Origin of the sequence: Leptolyngbya sp. FACHB-36, assembly GCF_014695955.1 — a bacterium.
Classification (GTDB): domain Bacteria; phylum Cyanobacteriota; class Cyanobacteriia; order Leptolyngbyales; family Leptolyngbyaceae; genus FACHB-36.
On sequence record NZ_JACJPG010000503.1, the window covers coordinates 1 to 3,631 of the forward strand.

The 3,631-nt window shown below is 51.9% G+C and carries 4 protein-coding genes; 1 reads left to right on the forward strand and 3 read right to left on the reverse strand.

What is annotated here, in order from left to right; all coding sequences use genetic code 11:
• Both H6F43_RS14370 and H6F43_RS14375 read right to left on the reverse strand, forming a co-directional pair.
• The coding region (locus H6F43_RS14370; RefSeq protein ID WP_242025620.1) for a PAS domain-containing protein at window positions 1-363 on the reverse strand (363 nt) is incomplete at its 3' end.
• A gap of 149 nt (window positions 364-512) precedes the next feature.
• Complete coding sequence (locus H6F43_RS14375; RefSeq protein WP_190343420.1) at window positions 513-1,733, reverse strand: helix-turn-helix domain-containing protein; 1,221 nt, start codon at window positions 1,731-1,733, stop codon at window positions 513-515.
• Window positions 1,734-2,178: 445 nt separating this feature from the next.
• Between H6F43_RS14375 and H6F43_RS14380 the strand changes: the two genes are divergently transcribed.
• Window positions 2,179-2,550 carry a hypothetical protein gene (locus tag H6F43_RS14380; protein ID WP_190343421.1) on the forward strand — a complete coding sequence of 124 codons (372 nt, stop codon included), beginning with the start codon at window positions 2,179-2,181 and terminating at the stop codon, window positions 2,548-2,550.
• A gap of 21 nt (window positions 2,551-2,571) precedes the next feature.
• Here the strand turns inward: H6F43_RS14380 and H6F43_RS14385 are convergent.
• The coding region (locus tag H6F43_RS14385) for a response regulator (protein ID WP_190343422.1) at window positions 2,572-3,631 on the reverse strand (1,060 nt) is incomplete at its 5' end.

Consider the following 3,631-nt stretch of genomic DNA (forward strand, 5'->3'; position numbering starts at 1 on the left):
CAGATATTTCTTAGCAATATTTAACAATGATGCGGCGGCTTGATTTGCTTCTTGCACCGTACCGCTCAAACTGGTTACAAGATAGCCGTCTGGCGCAAATTCAAACAGTTCCTGATAGCGATAGCGCTCAATTTCTGCAGCTTCACGCGCCTCAATTAGCTGCTCATTTTGCTGCCGGAGTTCTTCCTCAGCCACGTGTAATTCTTCTAGGGCGATCCGCAGCTCCTCTAAGCACTCCAGCACAAGCTGAGACTGTGAGCCTGACTCCTCGGTTGTTTTGAACAGAGCAGTAGTCCGTTGGTACACCTCCGCTATCTGCTGTTCAAATAGGTTGCCCTTGGCTTGAGTGTTCATGCGGTTCATCGGTCTCAAAAGTTAGTTTATTAATTGATTCGTATCCCAACAGTTCTTATGAAATAGAGCATCCATAAATGGGATGTCACTAACTACGGTCGACAATTTAGCAGCTTTTAGAATCCCCATACGGGTAGAGCCTATCAGACGGCAAATTATTAGTGCAACAGAGTAATGTAGTGTCTGGAATCTACAACGATTTTTCCTTGCTGTTGCAGTTCCCCCAGCAAACGGGTGACTGTAACGCGCGTACTACAGCAGGCGTTGGCGAGGTCTTCATGGGTCAGTCTAATTGTCAGACGGTTTCCAGTCTCCACGGGTTCTCCAATTTCATCTTTTAGGAGCTGAAGCAACCCATACAAACGGTCCTTAACTCGGCGGCATCCAGAGATCGCTAGCAGCCGTTCGGTCTGCTGCAACCGCTGACTAACCTTTGTCAATAACAACTGCGCTAGCGGGGGTGACGTGGCAAGCTCAAACAGCGGAATCGCTACTACCTGAACCTCCACCAGTGCCACTGCCTGATAGAGCGGTAGCGCAGTCAAACTGCTTCCAAACGGCATTCGGGGACCCACCAGCCCAATCAGCACTTCTTCATTCGATTCGTTCAGTGTACTCAGCTTCACCAAGCCGCGCGTCACATACAACAGCGTCTGAGGGTCAAGGGAAATCTCGTCGCCGCGTCGGTACTCGTAACTGGAATATAGCTGTAGCAGGTCACTGTTTGTTAATGCCTTGACTCCTTTGCCGTTCTGCGGCTGATCCAGCGTGCGTCTGCGCTCCAAAAGAGCTTCTTTAGGAGAATTGCTCAGGTCCCGAATGATCCAGAGCGTCGTACGGTCGCGATCGTGCAGTTGAATCGTGCTGAGAAGGGCGGAAAAGGGTGGGCGGCTGCGCGGCTCAATGCGGACCTCCCACGATCGATTCTCCTGGTCAGGCAGTTGGCTACCATTGCGCTGCATTCGAGCCAGTTCTGCCCGAATAGTGACTTGGTTGGCTTGGTGGAGGTAGAGGGTCAGCGGCTTTGCGACTAAAAACTGCTGTGGGGTTCCCAGCAGTTTCGCCGCTGCCTGATTTGCCTCCTGAATGATTCCTTGCGCGTTTGTTACGAGATAAGCTTCTGGGGCAAGATCAAACAGCGCTTGGTATCGCTGCTGCTGCACGGCAACGGTGTGGAGCGCAGATGCCAGCTCCTCGTTTTTCTGCGAGAGCGCCTCCAGCGTCACCTCAATCTCTTCCGACGCCACACCCAGATCTTTCAGCGCCATTGGCAGAAGCAAACTGGATGCTGATCCAGATGATTCATTCGCCTGCTCATACAGCCTGAGGACGCGATCGCGCATTCCTCTGACTTGCCCCGAAAATTTTTCCAGGGTCATATTTTCGAGAGCTACAGAAGACTGAAGCGTTGCTTTCGTTGAACTTTGACCGTTCAGACTGTCAACCATGAGTGCAAGTAGGACCTCGTTTAACAGATGTATCTCTAACGAGAATTCACTGAATTAGCTTGATAGATAGTCCATCTGCCTTCCTAACGCTTCTTTCTGGAAAGACGGCAGCTAAACCGCTTATTGTCTCCGCTAAAAGAAAGGTCGGAGGTGGCTATGTCATTGATCGTTGCCGAACTACCACGTTGTCGTAATGAACACTTTCTGGATCCATCCTACGAGATAGATTCCGGTGTCGGTTGTTGCACGTGAGCGAAAAGATTTTTACGATCACGGGGTAAGTGCATCTTGTGACATTTAGAACCGTCGCCGTCTAGCCATGCTTCAGCTTGAAGGGTGGTGTTGCCTTATCCTACTACGTCTGATTTCTACGATCGTGGACTCCAATACCAAAATCACGCTGAAGTCGTCAAATTCTACGCGCTTCTCTGATGAAGAATTACATCTAATTTGTGAGTATGCGGATGTAATTGCCTGTCAGTGCCCTGCTTATTTAGTAACAATTTTGCGATCGATTAAGAAATTTCGTCACTACACGCTCAACTGTATCGAACAATTCCCTGAAGAAGCAGAAATTCATACCTGGCTCGGTGAAGAAGTGCTGCAAATCGAGTCGCGGCTTGCCCAAATAGTCTTTGAGTTTATGCAGCGAGAGCAGCTCTTAGACGAGCAGAATCAGCTAGACCTAGAGGCCTTGCGCCAGCGAAACCGATCGGCGCTTCTAGAACAGCTTGAACCTCCGTTCTAGCTGCTTCTAGAAGCAGCGGGATCACTGCACCAAAGCCGCGATCACCTGAATTAGCTGATCGGGTTCAACAGGTTTTGCTAAGTGATGCTGAAATCCGGCTTGCAAAGCTTGCTGCTGATCGATTTCTCCCGCGTAGGCAGTCAGCGCGATCGCGGGAAGCGTGGCGAGATCGGGCAGCAATCTGATCTGCCGGATCAGCGCATAGCCGTCCATCTCTGGCATTCCAACATCGCTAATCAGCACATCCGGCTGGAACTGCTCTAAGGCGTCAAGCGCTTCGGTGGCGGATGCTGCCGCCCTGACCTCAATACCGTTCTGCTCCAGAATCGTCAGCAGTAGCTCCCGCATGTCGGGTTCATCGTCCACCGCGAGAATGCGCAAGCCCGCAAGAACCGAGGAATCGGGCATGAGGAGAGATCCCTTGCTTCCTCTTGGCTTCCGGGCGTCCGGAAGCGGTAGCCGAACGGTGAATTTTGCGCCGTGCCCGTCGCCCAAGCTTTCGGCTTGGACGGAGCCACCATGCAATTCGACGAGATGACGAACGATCGCCAACCCCAGTCCCAGCCCGCCAAATTTGCGCGTGGTTTTGCCGTCTTCCTGCCGAAACGAGTCAAAAACGTAGGGCAGAAAGTTGGGATCGATGCCTTTACCCGTGTCGGTCACGCAGATCTGGGCAAACGACGCCCAGTGAGGCATTCCTTCAGCGTCCCGTCCTTCCTGTCCACTGTCCACCTGTGAAAGGCTCACCTCCACTCGCCCTCCCTCTGGCGTAAATTTGACCGCATTCGACAGCAGATTCCAGACAATCTGTTGCAGGCGTGCAGCATCCCCAGATACGAGGTCTATATCCGGCGCAAACGCCGTTTGGATCTGAATATTCTTTGCTTCGGCAGTGAGCCGCACCGTTTCTAAGGCAGCTTGAATAGTCGTCGTTAAATTGACCGGAGCAACATTCAGCAGCAGCTTGCCGCGCAAAATCCGAGATACATCCAGCAGATCTTCAATCAGTTGCGTTTGCAGCTTGGCATTGCGCTCGATCGTTTCCAACGCGCGATCGGTGGTTTGGGGATCAAACGTGCGG